Genomic DNA, 14469 nt, shown 5'->3' on the forward strand with positions numbered 1-14469 from the left:
TTTTAACTTGCATGATGGATTTATTTTGAAGAATCTGTGTTTAATTCATCAACATGACTTGCAACAATAGCCCTATAACTGAGATAATCCGTCGTCAAGTCTCATTAGAGCAAGGTTAAATTATAGGTCGGCTTGAGTTTAAGTCGATAAGGCATACATTTCATATAAGATTCAGACGTATATATAATGGCTGAAAAACGCAATATTTTTCTGGTAGGCCCAATGGGCGCAGGCAAAAGCACAATTGGTCGCCATTTGGCCCAAATGCTGCATTTAGATTTCCACGATTCAGATCACGAGATTGAGCAACGCACAGGTGCAGATATTGCCTGGGTGTTTGACGTAGAAGGCGAAGAAGGCTTTCGTGTACGTGAAGCTCAAGTCATCGCCGACCTGTCGGAAAAGCAGGGCATTGTCCTAGCTACTGGCGGCGGATCTGTACAAAGTAAAGACATTCGTAATCATTTGTCGGCTCGAGGTATTGTTGTATACCTAGAGACTACAATCGATAAGCAAGTGGCTCGTACTCAACGTGATAAACGTCGACCGTTACTACAGGTTGATGATCCACGCGAAGTGCTTGAAAATCTTGCTGATGTTCGTAATCCTTTATATGAAGAGATTGCAGACGTTATCGTTAAGACAGATGAGCAAAGTGCGAAAATAGTCGCAAATCAAATCATTGAGCAACTCGGTTTTTAGGTAGGTTTATGCAACAAGTTCAGGTTGAATTAGGTATAAGAAGTTATCCCATTTTTATTGGCCAGAATTTATTGCAGCAAAATACTTATCTCTCCGATTACCTTTCTGGTAAAAAAGCACTCATAGTCACCAATGACACTATAGCTCCGTTGTACTTAGAACAAGTCCAACAAGCTATGGTCAGTTGTGGTGAACTGGGTGTTGTTGTGCTTCCTGATGGTGAGAAATATAAAGATCTCACACATTTGGATTTAATATTTTCTGCGTTACTAGAAAATAATTTTGCACGTGATTGTGTGATAGTTGCATTAGGTGGCGGTGTCGTTGGTGACATGGCTGGCTTTGCTGCATCTTGCTATCAGCGAGGTGTGGAGTTTATACAGCTTCCCACAACACTGCTGTCTCAGGTTGACTCTTCTGTTGGCGGTAAAACCGCTGTGAATCATCCTTTGGGAAAAAATATGATTGGGGCATTTTATCAACCTCAATCAGTACTAATTGACACCAATTGTTTATCAACTTTACCTGCAAAAGAGTTTGCTGCGGGAATGGCTGAAGTCATTAAGTACGGTATCATTTGGGATGCTGACTTTTTTAGCTGGCTAGAGCAAAATGTTGAGCCGCTTAAGACGCTTGATAAAGATGCGTTAACCTATGCCATTGCTAGATGTTGTCAAATTAAAGCGGATGTCGTTGCTGAAGATGAAACTGAACGTGGTGTTAGAGCGTTATTGAACCTCGGGCATACATTTGGTCATGCGATTGAAGCTGAAATGGGCTATGGCGTATGGTTGCATGGTGAAGCTGTAGCAACTGGCACGATTATGGCCGCTTTAACATCATTAAAGTTAGGCTTAATTCAGCAAACCGACTTTGATAGAGTCACTCGCATAATGCAAGCGTTTGACTTACCAATAACTTCGCCTGAAAACATGACGTTTGATAGCTATATCAAACACATGCGACGAGATAAAAAAGTGTTAGCGGGCCAAATTCGTTTGGTGTTACCGACTTCAATAGGCACTGCTGAAGTATTTTCTGATGTAAAAGAGTCATTGCTCGCAGAAGTCATCAGTCAAGTTTAAGTTGTAGCGCAGTTTAAATGTTAGTGTAAGTCTAATGGTGGGCTTGTGGATATCCAACAAACACTTTTGTTACCTTCGCAAGAATCGTTAGTTCAGCGACTAGAGCATATCGCGAGTTATAGCGAGCAACTTGTGCTTGTTTCAGGGGTAAGAGGTTCAGGTAAAACAACCTTAGTGACAGCCCTCGCAAGTGAGCTTGATAACTATAATTCAGCGTTAGTTATCTGTCCTATGCATGCTGAAAGTGCTGAAATTCGTCGAAAAATCCTCATTCAATTGATCTCATCGCCCATTTTCGATGACGCATTACCCTTGGCAGACACTTTGCTGAGGATCCAGTCGAGTTTAACTAAGCCGTTACACATTATTATTGACGATGCGCAATATATGCCGCGAGAGTTATGGGCAGAATGTTTAGTGCTAACGCAATTGAAATGTGCGGGTAAACCTATTTCAATTACTTTTACGATTGAGCCAGACTCCTTAACTGAACTCAATCTTGAGCTCACAGATTCGATGCAATCATTGCTATTGAATGTAGAAGTGGAACCATTATCGCTTGCAGAACGTGAAGGGCTTTATCGGACATTATTAATTAGAAGTCATAAAACCCCCTTTATTCCTCGTGAAATAATACAAGCACAAATTGAAAAGCAACATGGCACACCTGCAGAAGTTCTCGATTTACTTAAAAAAGCTTTGGAAGATAAGCCCGAAGAAATAAAGTCATGGCCCAAATACTTGCATTGGTTAGTCTCACTATTTGTATTTATGGCAATGGCAGGGATAGGTATTGCCATCTATTTAACTCAAAACGATCAACAAGCTGAAAATGAGCCAAAAATCGTATTTGCAGAGTATCAGCTACCAACGAGCCGCGCTCAATGGTTCATACATCATTATGGCCTGTCATTAATATCTGCTGCTATTAAGATCCAGCCTGAAGAAATACCATCCAAGCAAGGCTCTAATTTAGTGGGTGATAAAGTTATTGAATCAATGCTTCCTATTAATCCCTCGCTGGATGATGAGGGGAGTGAGCCAGTTGACAAAATGGGTTTATCTTCACAAGAGGATAGCGCGAGCAATAATATACATCTCTCAATGAGTGATGCTGACGTGGACAGTAACGTAAATCATGATGTTCAAGTTGCTGATGTTGATGAAGATATCACTATTGTTGAACGAGATAAGCTTGAAGTCAGTAGCATTGATGTGGCAGTACAACAAGATTCAGCTTTATTAACTGGCAGAGCAGGATATACCTTACAAATTGCCAGTGTGCGTGATGAAAAATCGTTAGAAGCTATCGTGTCAAAACTAAGTCAGATACAGCAAAACGAACTGCAATTAGAACAAGCAAACTTCAAGCAGCGCCATATTGTCCTGTTTGGTCAATTTGATAGTGTTATAGAGGCTCAAAAACAATCTGACAATTTACAACAGGATCTGGGTTTGAGTGCACCATGGATAAGGAAGTGGAGCGATCTTAAGGGATATGAAATCAAATCGAATTAATCGCTTAAAAAGCCATTCGTTTCTATGATTCAAACAATGATTATTCTTATTAAAAAGAGTACAATCATCAGCTTTAATTTTGCTAGTAACTGGTATTCATGACTAAAAAGCATAGAGCCTTTCTTAAGTGGGCGGGTGGAAAATTTAAACTCGTTGACGAGCTAGCAAAACACTTGCCGCAAGGTAAGAGGTTAATAGAGCCCTTTGTTGGTGCAGGATCTGTATTTTTAAATACGGAATATGAAGAGTATCTGCTGTGCGATATTAATCATGACCTGATTAATCTTTATAATATTGTCAAAAATGAACCGGAAACCTACATTGCAGCAGCGAAAGCGATGTTTGTACCGGAAATGAATGACAAAGAACAATATTACCGCATTCGAACTGAGTTTAATCAAACCAAAGATCCCTTTAAGCGTTCAGTTTACTTTCTTTATATGAACCGACATGGTTTTAATGGCTTATGCCGCTATAACAGAAAAGGCGGTTTTAATGTTCCTTTTGGTTCTTATAAAAAACCGTATTTCCCAGAAGATGAACTTCGCTACTTTTCCATTAAAGCGCAAAAGGCAACATTTCACTGTGTGAGTTATGAACAAGCATTTGAGATGTCTACAACAGGTGATGTGATTTATTGCGACCCGCCATATGCGCCTTTATCAACAACTGCTAGCTTTACAACATACGTAGGGCCAGGCTTTAGTCTTGATGACCAAGCGCTTTTAGCGAGACAATCTCGTCATACAGCTCTTGAACGTGATATTCCTGTGTTGATCAGTAATCATGACATTCCGCTTACTCGCGAGCTTTATCGCGGCGCAAAGTTAGCCTCGATTGCAGTGCAGCGTAATATCAGTCAAAAAGGCAGTTCGCGTAAGAAAGTCGATGAAATCATGGCGCTATATGATCATCACTATCAAGAAGTGATAGATTAATCTCGTTCAAGCTTTGAGAATAATGAATGGTTAACTTTGGCTTATTGTCTTTAGCTTAATACTTGATTGACGATAAAGATTAACGACAAGATCATTAGTGCGGCTAAAGCGATTCCCATAAAGATAAAAGGCAGTGGCGAATTATTTTTCTGAAAATCACGCTGGCGATTATCTTCAGTTTGCACCCCAAAAAATGCGGCTACAGTGCTGGTAAATACTCGCCAAATAGACATTAAATGGTGTTTGGATTATTTGCAGGTATATCACTGATAGGTTTGCTTTTTTCGCTACCATGTAGGAGTTCGAGCAAGTCTAAAAAATGGAATTGACTTGAGCGGCTATTACCTGTCACCCAGCTTCCCCAGCTGACATTATCAGATTGAGTTGCACAACGGTTGTTAGGGTGGCTGCTCGGGAGACTTGAGTTGTAGGTTGCAGTGTCTGAACATGCGCAGTTTTCAGCTAGTAGCTGGTCGCGACTATCTGATGCTGCAAAGTATGCAACGAACATTAATGCACTAGCAGAAAAAATACTTAACACAGGCTTTAACGTCACCTTACCTGTTTGGTGGGTGTTCATTTTTCGCTGACTGCACATCATAAGGGCTATCCTTGTCTCATACTTTCAGAATCAATAAATAAACATGTCTCGAATAACGGTATACGATCCAACAAGATGTAGAGATCAGAAACTATATATTCATAAAAGACACAGTGACGTAAGTCGCATTATAGCAAATTTGTCTAGTTAATGAACATCCATTGAGTGTGATCTAGATCAATTTAATACTTACAGATTATTAATATTTACATTTATTGGACTTAGCAAAGTTTTATTACTGTTTGTGACTAGAGCGTTTTCTCTGCAGAGGGTAAAATAATGCCACTTTTAATCGCTTCGAGAAGACTATGCGTCCATTTCTGATTGCCCCATCTATTTTATCAGCCGATTTCGCCCGTTTAGGTGATGATGTTCAAGCCGTATTAGATGCAGGGGCTGACGTTGTTCACTTTGATGTTATGGATAACCATTATGTGCCTAACTTAACGATTGGTCCTATGGTTTGTCAGGCGCTACGTGATTTCGGCATAACTGCTGATATTGATGTGCATTTAATGGTGAAGCCAGTTGATCGTATTATTCCTGATTTTGCCAAAGCCGGCGCTTCTATCATCACTTTCCATCCTGAAGCATCAGAGCATGTAGACCGCAGTCTACAACTTATTAAAGAATCAGGTTGTAAAGCTGGTTTAGTATTTAACCCAGGTACACCACTGCATTATCTTGACCATGTCATGGACAAACTAGATGTCATCCTATTGATGTCAGTTAATCCAGGTTTTGGCGGACAATCATTTATTCCATCAACGCTAGATAAGCTTAAACAAGTTCGCGCCAAAATCGATGCGAGTGGTTTTGATATTCGTCTTGAAGTTGATGGCGGTGTTAAAGTTGATAATATTGCAGAAATCGCAGCTGCAGGTGCAGATATGTTTGTAGCAGGTTCGGCTATTTTCAATCAACCAGATTATAAAACTGTGGTTGATGAAATGCGCAGTGAACTGGCTAAAGTTGACGCGTAATTATGGCTGACTTCTCTAAAATTAAAGCCATCGCTTTTGATTTAGACGGCACGCTTATCGATAGCGTGCCAGATTTGGCTGCGGCAACGCAGGCCACATTGGCCGAGCTCAACCTTTCCACTTGTACTGAACAACAAGTTAGAAACTGGGTTGGCAATGGCGCTCGGGTATTAATGCTGCGTGCATTACATCATGCTTATACAGCAGGTGAGATACTATCGCCTTCTGTTGCAGAGTCTACATCAGTTTCTGAAGACGCGCTTGATGCTGCAATGCCTGTTTTTATGAAGCATTACCAGCTGCACTTGCAAAAGCATAGTCAGCTTTATGTGGGTGTACTAGAGACATTAAATACCCTTAAAGTTTCAGGTTACCCGCTAGCAATCGTGACCAATAAGCCTTATCGATTTACCGTTCCGCTATTAACGGCGTTTGAAATAGATAAATTATTTAGTTTGGTTTTGGGAGGGGATTCGCTGGATAAAATGAAACCAGACCCTCTGCCATTAACGCATATTTTAAATGAATGGCAACTTGAACCCGAACAACTATTAATGGTTGGGGATTCAAAAAATGACATATTTGCGGCAAAAGCAGCTGGAGTAAGCTCAATAGGCTTGACCTATGGGTACAACTACGGTGAAGATATTGGGCTGAGCGGCCCAACTGCGGTATGCGAACAATTTAATCAGATTTTAGCCTTATTACCTTCAGTTAACACTAACGGCTAAAACAAACTGCTAGATCAATGGAGCAATAAAACAAATGACTGCAAAACCTATCGTGTTTAGTGGTGCTCAACCATCAGGTGAGCTAAGTATCGGAAACTACATGGGCGCGCTTCGTCAGTGGGTTAACATGCAAGATAGCCATGATTGTATTTATTGTGTAGTTGATTTACATGCAATTACTGTACGACAAGATCCTGAAAAACTGCGTGCAGCTTGTTATGACACGTTAGCAGTTTATCTTGCTTGTGGTATCGACCCTGACAAAAGTACTGTGTTCCTACAGTCACAAGTGCCGCAGCACACGCAATTAAGCTGGGCGTTAAATTGTTACACCCAAATGGGTGAACTGAACCGCATGACGCAGTTTAAAGACAAGTCGCAAAAACATGCCAATAACATCAATGTGGGTTTATTTGATTACCCTGTATTGATGGCAGCTGATATTTTGCTTTATCAAGCAAATGAAGTGCCTGTAGGCCAAGATCAGAAACAGCATTTAGAACTGACTCGTGATATCGCGACACGTTTTAATAATGCTTATGGTGATACGTTTGCAGTACCTGAGCCATTTATTCCAGAAACGGGCGCTAAGGTGATGTCACTGCAAGAGCCAACCAAAAAAATGTCCAAGTCAGATGATAACCGTAATAACGTTATTGGTTTACTTGATGATCCTAAAGCGATTATGAAGAAAGTTAAAAAAGCGATGACAGACAGCGAAGAGCCACCTGTTGTTCGTTTCGATGTTGACGAAAAACCGGGTGTATCAAACTTATTGAGCCTAATGTCAGGTTGTAACGGTCAGTCAATTGAGTCTATTGAGAAAGACTTTGAAGGCAAAATGTATGGCCATTTAAAAGTGGCAACGGGTGAAGCGGTTGTTGAAATGCTTGAACCACTGCAGGAGCGTTTCCGTCAGTTTAGAGCGGATGAAGAGTACCTTGATGCGGTATTTAAAGCTGGTGCTGAAAAAGCGCAAGCTCGTGCAGAAGAAACGATTAAAAAAGTGTACGAAAAAATCGGTATGATCGTCTAACGATTAGCTAAGTATTTTAATTGTAAAAACAAGCCAGCATAAATGCTGGCTTTTTTGTCTCTGATTTTGCTGCGACTTTATCAAGCCTTGAGACTTTTTGAGATTGCATTTTTAGTCGTTAATAAAGCACGCTATTGTAAGTTCATTTTAGCGATGTTGCTGACAACTAAAGTTAAACCCGATTAAAATCTCAGGTAAATTAAGTGCGGCTAATCGGCCTGACTCAATATCATGTTTAACCATAAAGTCATAAGCGAGTGCTATATCTTGATTAACAGCGCTTAATCAGCGTCTATATATTCAAATACTTTAATCACTTTTCTCACACCAGAGGTGTTACGAGTCACCTCAACTGCAAGATCTGCTTGATCGCGAGCAATTATGCCAAGCAGAAACACTTCACCATTTTCGGTGACCACTTTTACCCGAGTGACATCTAACTCTGTTTCATTCAACATGCGGGTTTTAACTTTAGTGGTGATCCACGTATCGTTACTGCGTGTAGTAAATGAAGTGGGGTTACCAATACGAATTTGGTTATGCAGCTTACCGCCAATTTCTAACTCTTGTACTACTCTTACGGCTTTGTCGCGGAGCATAGAATTAGGAGACTGGCCAATCATCAACACATTACTGTTTAACACCACACCAGTAATGTTGGTCTGGCTATTAATATCTTGATGTTTTGATAGTGCACTGGTGATATTAAAGTCGGCATTAGTATCACTGATTTGCGTAGACATACTACGCTCATCATTGGCCATTTTTGCACCGCCAACAGCACCAACCATTACAACACCTGCACAGCCTTGAAGCAGGAACAGTATTGCAATGGCAAGAACTGCTTTTATCATGCTTGCTCGTCCTGAGGGAACAGAGTGCGGTCAATATTGTCACATAAACAGTGAATGACTAATAAGTGAACTTCCTGAATACGTGCAGTCACGTTAGAAGGTACGCGAACTTCAACATCGCCTTCACTCATAAATCCTGCCATTGCGCCGCCATCTTTACCGGTTAACGCAACAATAGTCATATCGCGACCTAAAGCTGCTTCCATCGCTTTAATTACGTTACCAGAGTTACCACTGGTTGAAATCGCCAATAAAATATCACCAGGTTGTCCTAGCGCCATGATTTGCTTTGAGTAAATTTCATCGTAGCTGTAATCGTTGGCGATAGCAGTAATCGTTGAGGTATCACAGCTTAAAGCAATGGCTGGTAACGGTGGGCGTTCAATTTCGTAACGGTTAAGTAATTCTGCTGAGAAATGCTGTGCATCGCCAGCGCTACCGCCATTACCACATGCAAGAATTTTGTTACCGCTTAACAGGCATTGAACCATCATTTCAGCCGCTTTTTCAATCGACTCTGGTAATGCTTCAGCAGCATCAATTTTAGTTTGAATTGACTCTGTGAAGCTGTCTTTAATACGTTCTAACATGGTTAAATCCTTACTCGGTAAAGTGTTGCTATCATGCTTAAATCACTATCTAGGCAGCATTATAGCTAAAATTGTCTATTTAAAAACACCCTTGTAACCATTGTATGTCTTGGCCATTAATGGCAATGACATCAAAGCGGCATGGGGCATTGATTTTATGAGTTTGTAAATATTGCTCAGCAGCTTTTCTAATACGAGATATTTGGCCTGCCGATAATGCATTTAACGCACCACCAAATTGAGTTGAAGAGCGAAATTTAACTTCAATAAAAACCCAATATTGCTTATCTCGCATGATTAAATCTATTTCACCAAAACGATAACGCTGGTTCTGAGTCACAAACTGTAGACCTTGTTGTTCAAGGTAAGTTCGAGCTAATGATTCAGCTTGTTGCCCAGCGTTAGTTTGGCTCATTTGTATTTAACGGATATCCATCTAAATTCAGTTGCTTGTTATAGCGGACGAAGTTGTCCACGTTGGTATTTACCCCAGCTCAGTGTTCGCTCAATAACACCATTTTGATCAACAGAAAGCGCGCCACTGCGGCCATTAAATTGATAACCTGGGAATGCGCGCATTTGTGCTAAACGACTTACCAAATCTAGTGAATCATAGCCCATGATATACAAACGCTTTTGACCATTATTCCAATTGCTCCATAGTTGATTCACCATGGTGGTTTCGGTGTTGGCGCCCATTAACCAAGGGATATCACTGATCATCAGGTTATTGAGTTCTTGTGCCGATTGCGTAGAGTTACCACTGAGTCGACTGCGGCTGGTGGTATAAAGTGCAACAGGATCAGCAAAAACGCTAAAATTAACATCTAAGAAAGGCTTAAGCAGCACCAGGTCTTTTGCGGCAGAAATCATATAAATGGCATCAATATCGCGACGTGAACGAAAATCTGCTTCGATATTATTCCCTATCAATTCTTTCATTCGTGCAATGCGCGCTTGGCTGTCTTTAACGCCTAGGGCTTCTTGCACGGTTAACTTCATTTGATCGCCGCCATCGTAATAATGGATTTCAGCATTTTCTTCGGTTAACTCAAGCCATTTACTGTTAAAGCTTTCAGCCATGCGTTTACCGGTTGAGTCATTACTGACTAATAGCAGTGGCAAACTAATGCCATCGTTATACAGCTTTTGCGCAGCATCACTGGCTTCTTGAGCTGGTGATAGAGCGAAATAAAACTGATCACTATTAGGAGTGAAATTTTCAGTTTGATTCAAATAAAGTTGCGGAACCGTCATAAGCTCTTGCTCGTTTAGTGCTTGCATTTCTTCAACGGCATTAGGTAAAAGTGGGCCAATGACAAATTCAGCGCCAGCGGCTAAAGCATCTTGATAAGCGGTTTCAACGCCAAGGTTAGTATCAAAAAAGTTAAGTTCAATTTGATCATCAAATGCAGCCATATAGCTGGCTAAAATGCCTTGCCTAATTGGCTCTGCCACAGCAGCTCGTCTACCTGTTAATGGCAAAAGCACAGCAACATTTTGCGGTTTATACGGTTTAGCATTTAAGGCTTTTTCTAAATCAGATGGTAATTTCATCGCACCGGGGTGATTAGGATTGGCTTGTTGCCATTCACCTAAATATCGCACTAATTGTGATGGGTCTACTGCATAGTGTTTGGCTATGTAAGCTAACTGCAACCAACCTGAAAAGGTCGGGTTACTGTTATCACGCATAAAGCTTTTAATGGTTTCTTCGTGCAATGGCTGTAACGTACGCCAAATGGTGTCGTTGACTTCAAACGACTGCTCTTTTGGTAAGTACAAGCTCAGTGAACTAAGTTGTCTTAATTCATCAATTGGTTGCTTAGTTTGATTAAACAAACGTGCTTTATATTGATGATAAGTCACACGTTGCCAATCTGGCAGCTTCCAGGTATTAGGATAAGTGAGAATTGATAGGGCATCAGCGTCAGAGCGAGTTTGCTCAGCCACGCGTGCAGAAAGGTACAACCATTCTGCTTGCAGTGTTGGCTCAGGCTGTAATTGAGGCTTCATCGAGACAAGTAACTTATCTGCAGCACTCACATTGGCTTCATTAATGTAAGCATGCGCGGCTAATAACAGGTATTTGTCACGCTCTTGTGGCTGTTTAGCGTTACTGGCTGCAGATAAATAGATATTGGCCGATTGCGTCACGGATGCCAATGAACTATCAATAGCCTGTTTATTTTCAGTAGTTTGAGTTGCACAACCCACTAATACTGTCGATAAAATAGCTGCGAAAACGAATTTTGTTGTAATCAGTCTTTTTAACACAGGGCTTCACTCTGGTAAGATGCTGTCTCTAGTTTAACCTGCTCTTTCACTTGGCGAAAGTCTTGATGATACTCAATACAGAGGTAGTTATGGACCTATCGGTCGCACTTTATATCGTTCCCACCCCAATTGGTAACTTAGGGGATATCAGCAGCCGTGCAATAGAGGTACTTAATAACGTTAAACTCATTGCCTGTGAAGACACACGTCACAGTGGAAAATTATTAAGCCACTTTGGCATCGAGACCCGTAAAACAGCACTGCATGATCATAACGAACGTGACAGAGCGCAGTGGATTATTCAAAAACTAAGTAACGGTGAAGCGGTTGCATTGATTTCAGATGCGGGCACACCTTTAATTTCAGATCCTGGATATCACTTAGTTAAACAAGTGCGTGAGGCAGGGTACAACGTAGTGCCATTGCCTGGCCCTTGTGCTGCCATCACCGCATTAAGCGCATCAGGTTTGCCGTCTGATCGTTTTTCATTTGAAGGATTTTTACCGTCTAAAGAAAAAGGACGGTTAGATAAACTTGCGGCGTTAAAAGAAGATCCGCGTACGTTGATTTTTTACGAATCTCCGCATCGTATTGTCCATAGCCTTGAATCCATTGTGACAGCGTTAGGTGACGATCGTGAAATAGTTATGGCTCGTGAAGTCACTAAAACCTTTGAAACTTTTTTATCTGGTTCAGTGGTAGAGGTGTTACAAACAGTAAAAGACGATCCGAATCAGCAAAAAGGTGAAATCGTCATCATGATCCATGGTCATCGCATCGACACTGAATCAGAAATTCCAACCGTTGTGATTAATACTCTAAAGCTGTTATGCCAAGAGTTACCGCTTAAAAAGGCTTCAGCGTTAACGGGTGAAATATACGGGCTTAAAAAGAATGCACTTTATAAATACGGTTTAGAAATCGGACTGTAATTAAAATGCGAATGGTTTAGCCCAAAGCTATTTTTTAGATGGTGTGTTGCAGTCGCTTACGCTATAATCCGCGCCGAGTTGGCCAGACAGTTGCTGCGTTCGCAAGAACGGGGAGGAAAGTCCGGGCTTCAAAGAGCAGGATACCAGGTAACGCCTGGGCGGTGTAAACCGACGACAAGTGCAGCAGAGAGGAGACCGCCAACTTCGGTTGGTAAGGGTGAAAGGGTGCGGTAAGAGCGCACCGGGCCACTGGTAACAGTTGGTTGCAAGGTAAACTCTATCCGAAGCAAGACCAAATAGGGTCCCGTATGGCGCTGCTCGCGTTGGGACCGGGTAGGTCGCTTGAGCCTGTGAGCGATTGCAGGCCTAGATGAATAACTGTCCAAGACAGGACCCGGCTTATCGGCCAGCTCAACCTTTCTATTAGAAGGCCTCACAGCAATGTGAGGCCTTTTATGTTTCTGCCTGTGCTACAAAGTGGGTCACAACCTGTGACACACAAGATTCCCTATACATTCCAGCGTAACGGGATCTATTACTTGAGGGTTCGCATACCCAAACTTATCCAAGATAACACCAACCTTCCGCCAATAATGCGGCAAAGCCTACAGACGAAGTCCTCAAGAATAGCTATTACGCTGGTTAACCAGATAATTAGCCAAATTAATGATCTTAGGAGTTCTCTCATGGCCAAAAATCTCCAAATGAATTTTGCATCTGTTATGACCTTTCATGGCAACGGTAAACCGCAAAGCTTAACTAAATACGATTCAGGTAATAATAAGAGTGATACTGAAAGCGCTATTAAGCACTCATTAGAGCTTGATAAGATAAATTATCAGCATAGAGTCACTTGTGACTCAGTAGAGGCTGAAGAGGGCGGTATGAAGCTCTCAGAAGCTATTGAGGAATACAGGGAGTGGAGATCTAAAAAGAAACCCGTTGGAAGTAAGGTAAGGGGGTTAGGTGATAAGGTTTCAAAATCTCGGTTTACAAACCTTAACTTTTTGCTCTTATGTATCGGTGATAAAGAGATTAAATCAATAACTAGAGCTGATATCAAAGCGGCAATGCTAATCGCAGCAAATATGCCTAAGAGAAATATAAAACCTTACAGTGGGAATAAAGACCTATCAGTCTGGGTTGAAGCAGCTAGAGCATTTGCAATACCAGAAGATGACCTTATCTCATCAAAGTCAGTTAAGGAAATCTTGAAAGACTTTCAATCACTTTTTTCGACCTTTCTAACTAATGAAAAAGGTGTCTTGGACTCTTCACCCACGATGGGGGTAACTATTGAGGTTGAAAGTCAATCTTATGCAAATTTTTCAAAAAAGCAGATGAAGTCTATTGTTAAATACTGGAAGAACCAGCCTGATACTGACTTTAAGTGGATTGCCCTGCTAGGTGCATATACAGGGGCAAGGCGGGGCGATATATTTGGACTGAAGTTTTCTTCAATTAAGTTAGATAAAGAATGTGGTCGATTTTATTTATTCATAGAAGAAGGCAAGACTAGTGCCGCCAGAAGGAAAATCCCCTTGCACAAAAAGCTCATAAAGATGGGTTTTTTAAAGTATATAAAAAAGATAAAGAAAAATAAGGTAATAGATTCAAAGGTTTTTTATTCCTTTTCTAATCCTGAGAATATTACATGCTCGTTTTATGAGGCCTTGAGATCCATAGGGATTCCAAAAGTTAACGACGAACTCAGAAGGTTTGTTTTCCATAGTTTAAGGCATTCTGTTATTACTGAGGCTATGAAAAGCAATGAACTGCATTTAGTTCAAAGGGTTGTTGGACATGAGCTTTCAGGGGCGGGAATAACCAAGCGATATACTGGTGAATTTGAACTGAAGGATTATTTATCAGTAATTGATTGTTTAGATTGGTAATTTTTTATTTAACCATACTTTCATAGAGAGGCTGAAATTAAGTAGCCTCTTTATAATGAAAGGTGGTTTAGTAGAGTATTCCACTGTAACTAAACCCAATTGTAAATAGGATAGCTATTCATATGTTTGTAAGATGTTTTTTATTTTCTTGTCCAATGTCTAATTTTTACTAACTAAAAATTCTACATATAGTGTTACCTTTTAGTTTTATAACACCACATATAGTGTCGTTACTTTTTTTTCTTTTTGATTTCAGCTACTTGCTACATGGCTGTGAGTTTGATAATTTGAGTTTATATCTTCACAAAGTTATCTATTTCAGCTAAA

The 14469-nt window shown here is 40.7% G+C and carries 15 protein-coding genes, 1 other RNA gene and 1 pseudogene; 11 read left to right on the forward strand and 6 right to left on the reverse strand.

The window, feature by feature from the left end; translation table 11 throughout:
- Positions 1 to 186 precede the first annotated feature (186 nt).
- The 4 genes from aroK to AB4153_RS19000 all read left to right on the forward strand — a co-directional run bounded on the left by aroK (position 187) and on the right by AB4153_RS19000 (position 4243).
- The gene (gene aroK, locus AB4153_RS18985) at positions 187 to 702 is read left to right on the forward strand and encodes a shikimate kinase AroK (protein WP_102527698.1); all 516 of its coding nucleotides are present in this window, start codon (positions 187 to 189) and stop codon (positions 700 to 702) included.
- 8 nt (positions 703 to 710) lie between these two features.
- Complete coding sequence (gene aroB / locus AB4153_RS18990) at positions 711 to 1787, forward strand: 3-dehydroquinate synthase (protein WP_102527697.1); 1077 nt, start codon at positions 711 to 713, stop codon at positions 1785 to 1787.
- A 45-nt stretch (positions 1788 to 1832) separates the two neighbouring features.
- Positions 1833 to 3305: an AAA family ATPase gene (locus tag AB4153_RS18995; RefSeq protein ID WP_371998386.1), complete on the forward strand. Its 1473-nt coding sequence runs from the start codon at positions 1833 to 1835 to the stop codon at positions 3303 to 3305.
- A gap of 98 nt (positions 3306 to 3403) precedes the next feature.
- A complete protein-coding gene (locus AB4153_RS19000) occupies positions 3404 to 4243 on the forward strand; it encodes a Dam family site-specific DNA-(adenine-N6)-methyltransferase (RefSeq protein WP_248956550.1) in 840 nt (279 codons plus the stop codon).
- Between the two features lie 50 nt (positions 4244 to 4293).
- Here the strand turns inward: AB4153_RS19000 and AB4153_RS19005 are convergent, their stop codons facing one another.
- Together AB4153_RS19005 and AB4153_RS19010 are read right to left on the reverse strand one after the other, a co-directional pair.
- Positions 4294 to 4476: a DUF2970 domain-containing protein gene (locus tag AB4153_RS19005; protein WP_102527694.1), complete on the reverse strand. Its 183-nt coding sequence runs from the start codon at positions 4474 to 4476 to the stop codon at positions 4294 to 4296.
- Positions 4476 to 4844, reverse strand: a complete 369-nt coding sequence (locus AB4153_RS19010; RefSeq protein ID WP_229370911.1) for a hypothetical protein — start codon at positions 4842 to 4844, stop codon at positions 4476 to 4478. The genes AB4153_RS19005 and AB4153_RS19010 overlap by 1 nt, the downstream gene beginning before the upstream one ends.
- 308 nt (positions 4845 to 5152) lie before the next feature.
- Between AB4153_RS19010 and rpe the strand changes: the two genes are divergently transcribed.
- From rpe to trpS, 3 genes are read left to right on the forward strand one after another with little or no spacing between them, the layout of a single operon-like run.
- Positions 5153 to 5827, forward strand: a complete 675-nt coding sequence (gene rpe / locus AB4153_RS19015) for a ribulose-phosphate 3-epimerase (protein ID WP_102527692.1) — start codon at positions 5153 to 5155, stop codon at positions 5825 to 5827.
- A 2-nt stretch (positions 5828 to 5829) separates the two neighbouring features.
- Complete coding sequence (locus AB4153_RS19020) at positions 5830 to 6558, forward strand: phosphoglycolate phosphatase (protein WP_248956548.1); 729 nt, start codon at positions 5830 to 5832, stop codon at positions 6556 to 6558.
- Positions 6559 to 6592: 34 nt separating this feature from the next.
- A complete protein-coding gene (trpS, locus tag AB4153_RS19025; RefSeq protein WP_102527690.1) occupies positions 6593 to 7594 on the forward strand; it encodes a tryptophan--tRNA ligase in 1002 nt (333 codons plus the stop codon).
- 281 nt (positions 7595 to 7875) lie between these two features.
- Here trpS and AB4153_RS19030 read toward each other — a convergent pair whose 3' ends face one another.
- From AB4153_RS19030 to AB4153_RS19045, 4 genes are all read right to left on the reverse strand, one after another.
- The gene (locus AB4153_RS19030) at positions 7876 to 8448 is read right to left on the reverse strand and encodes a BON domain-containing protein (RefSeq protein WP_102527689.1); all 573 of its coding nucleotides are present in this window, start codon (positions 8446 to 8448) and stop codon (positions 7876 to 7878) included.
- Positions 8445 to 9038 carry a phosphoheptose isomerase gene (locus tag AB4153_RS19035; protein WP_102527688.1) on the reverse strand — a complete coding sequence of 198 codons (594 nt, stop codon included), beginning with the start codon at positions 9036 to 9038 and terminating at the stop codon, positions 8445 to 8447. Before AB4153_RS19035 ends, AB4153_RS19030 begins: the two co-directional genes overlap by 4 nt.
- Positions 9039 to 9117: 79 nt before the next feature.
- Entirely contained in the window at positions 9118 to 9453 is a 336-nt protein-coding gene (locus tag AB4153_RS19040; protein WP_102527687.1) for a YraN family protein, read from the reverse strand.
- A 38-nt stretch (positions 9454 to 9491) separates the two neighbouring features.
- Positions 9492 to 11315 (reverse strand): penicillin-binding protein activator, encoded by a 1824-nt coding sequence (locus AB4153_RS19045; protein WP_371998387.1) that lies wholly within the window; start codon positions 11313 to 11315, stop codon positions 9492 to 9494.
- Positions 11316 to 11404: 89 nt separating this feature from the next.
- Between AB4153_RS19045 and rsmI the strand changes: the two genes are divergently transcribed.
- The 4 genes and pseudogenes from rsmI to AB4153_RS19065 all read left to right on the forward strand — a co-directional run bounded on the left by rsmI (position 11405) and on the right by AB4153_RS19065 (position 14142).
- Positions 11405 to 12247, forward strand: a complete 843-nt coding sequence (rsmI, locus tag AB4153_RS19050; RefSeq protein ID WP_303517279.1) for a 16S rRNA (cytidine(1402)-2'-O)-methyltransferase — start codon at positions 11405 to 11407, stop codon at positions 12245 to 12247.
- 74 nt (positions 12248 to 12321) lie between these two features.
- An RNA gene (gene rnpB, locus AB4153_RS19055) (RNase P RNA component class A) lies at positions 12322 to 12665 on the forward strand.
- Positions 12666 to 12702: 37 nt separating this feature from the next.
- Positions 12703 to 12906, forward strand: a pseudogene (locus AB4153_RS19060) (DUF6538 domain-containing protein); the annotation flags it as partial.
- A gap of 27 nt (positions 12907 to 12933) precedes the next feature.
- Positions 12934 to 14142: a tyrosine-type recombinase/integrase gene (locus AB4153_RS19065; RefSeq protein ID WP_371998418.1), complete on the forward strand. Its 1209-nt coding sequence runs from the start codon at positions 12934 to 12936 to the stop codon at positions 14140 to 14142.
- Positions 14143 to 14469: the final 327 nt, after the last annotated feature.

The sequence above is a fragment of the Shewanella sp. 10N.286.52.E4 genome (genome assembly GCF_041468785.1).
Taxonomy (GTDB): Bacteria; Pseudomonadota; Gammaproteobacteria; order Enterobacterales; family Shewanellaceae; genus Shewanella; species Shewanella electrodiphila.

Excerpts from the sequence above, each read along its gene's own strand:
- AB4153_RS19000 (WP_248956550.1), top strand. The coding sequence starts at position 3,404 with ATGACTAAAAAGCATAGAGCCTTTCTTAAGTGGGCGGGTGGAAAATTT.
- AB4153_RS19035 (WP_102527688.1), bottom strand. The coding sequence starts at position 9,038 with ATGTTAGAACGTATTAAAGACAGCTTCACAGAGTCAATTCAAACTAAA.
- aroB (WP_102527697.1), top strand. The coding sequence starts at position 711 with ATGCAACAAGTTCAGGTTGAATTAGGTATAAGAAGTTATCCCATTTTT.
- AB4153_RS19005 (WP_102527694.1), bottom strand. The coding sequence starts at position 4,476 with ATGTCTATTTGGCGAGTATTTACCAGCACTGTAGCCGCATTTTTTGGG.
- trpS (WP_102527690.1), top strand. The coding sequence starts at position 6,593 with ATGACTGCAAAACCTATCGTGTTTAGTGGTGCTCAACCATCAGGTGAG.
- AB4153_RS19040 (WP_102527687.1), bottom strand. The coding sequence starts at position 9,453 with ATGAGCCAAACTAACGCTGGGCAACAAGCTGAATCATTAGCTCGAACT.
- AB4153_RS19065 (WP_371998418.1), top strand. The coding sequence starts at position 12,934 with ATGGCCAAAAATCTCCAAATGAATTTTGCATCTGTTATGACCTTTCAT.
- rsmI (WP_303517279.1), top strand. The coding sequence starts at position 11,405 with ATGGACCTATCGGTCGCACTTTATATCGTTCCCACCCCAATTGGTAAC.
- AB4153_RS19030 (WP_102527689.1), bottom strand. The coding sequence starts at position 8,448 with ATGATAAAAGCAGTTCTTGCCATTGCAATACTGTTCCTGCTTCAAGGC.
- rpe (WP_102527692.1), top strand. The coding sequence starts at position 5,153 with ATGCGTCCATTTCTGATTGCCCCATCTATTTTATCAGCCGATTTCGCC.
- AB4153_RS19020 (WP_248956548.1), top strand. The coding sequence starts at position 5,830 with ATGGCTGACTTCTCTAAAATTAAAGCCATCGCTTTTGATTTAGACGGC.
- aroK (WP_102527698.1), top strand. The coding sequence starts at position 187 with ATGGCTGAAAAACGCAATATTTTTCTGGTAGGCCCAATGGGCGCAGGC.
- AB4153_RS19010 (WP_229370911.1), bottom strand. The coding sequence starts at position 4,844 with ATGATGTGCAGTCAGCGAAAAATGAACACCCACCAAACAGGTAAGGTG.